Origin of the sequence: Salinivibrio sp. MA427 (assembly GCF_001996115.1) — a bacterium.
GTDB lineage: Bacteria > Pseudomonadota > Gammaproteobacteria > Enterobacterales > Vibrionaceae > Salinivibrio > Salinivibrio costicola.
On the sequence record NZ_MUFH01000505.1, the window covers coordinates 1 to 1051 of the forward strand.

The 1051-nt window shown below is 48.7% G+C and carries 1 protein-coding gene; it reads right to left on the reverse strand.

Annotated elements, in window-relative coordinates; translation table 11 throughout:
- Positions 1 to 217: 217 nt before the first annotated feature.
- Positions 218 to 1051: ATP-binding protein (locus BZG79_RS15940; protein ID WP_199878104.1), on the reverse strand; the 834-nt coding region annotated here is incomplete at its 5' end.

The following is a 1051-nucleotide window of genomic DNA, read 5'->3' on the forward strand; positions in this document are numbered from 1 at the left end:
AGCGAGATCAAAATGGTGATAGCCACAGCAACAATAGCCATGCCAAGCGAGATCAAAATGGTGATAGCCACAGCAACAATAGCCATGCCAATCAAGACAAAGTTACGATGTTTCATGATGCTCCTGATGTTGTCGATGTGAGCGGTATTATACGCGAAATACCCGTTGGCGACGAATACCGCCCTCTCAACGTCATACTGGCAGTGCCACATCTATGTTAACAGGGAAAAATCACCCGAAAGCACGCCCCACCTAAATCACTATGGTCAACCTCAACATGGCCGCCGTGACGAGTGACAATTTGTTTAACGATCGCAAGCCCTAAACCATAGCCGGAACGCTTTTTATCGCGGGAACGATCCGCACTGTAAAAGGCATCAAAAATAAACGGCCAGTGTGACGATTCGACCCCCTCACCATCATCGTGTACCGCGATCACCAGCTGAGTGTCCTCACAATAGACACGCACGGCTATTTGACTGGTCGCATACTTCTCCGCATTACCGATTAAGTTTGTGATCACTCGCTTGAGCAGGTGAGGGTCGGCCTTAACACTGGGCAAATCTTGTGGTGCATCCAAACTCACGGACTTAGTGCTCAGCGTTTGCCAACGCGGCCATTGTGCATTCATCCACACAGACGTATCGAGCGTTTGCAGCGAAAATAGCGTGTTAGGATGATCAACACGGGCCAGATACAGAAGCTCATCGACCAGTGACGTCATTTCATCAGTGTCTTCAATAATACTCGCCACTTTTTTTTGCTGCTTGCTATCTAACTGGCTTTCTCCCAACAATTCAGCTTGCCATAGAATTCGAAATAACGGCGATCGCAATTCATGCGCCACCGCATTGGTTAATGCTCGGCTACTCGTAACTAAATGACCAATGCGATCGGCCATATGATTAAAGGTGCGATTCAGTGACCCAACACGCTGGTGGCTCCGCGTGGACGCACGTGCGGTAAGATTACCGTCTGCAAACTGATGTGCTGTTTTCTCGAGCGCACGGACACGGCGACTTAAAAACCACACCATAAAGAAGCTATAGAT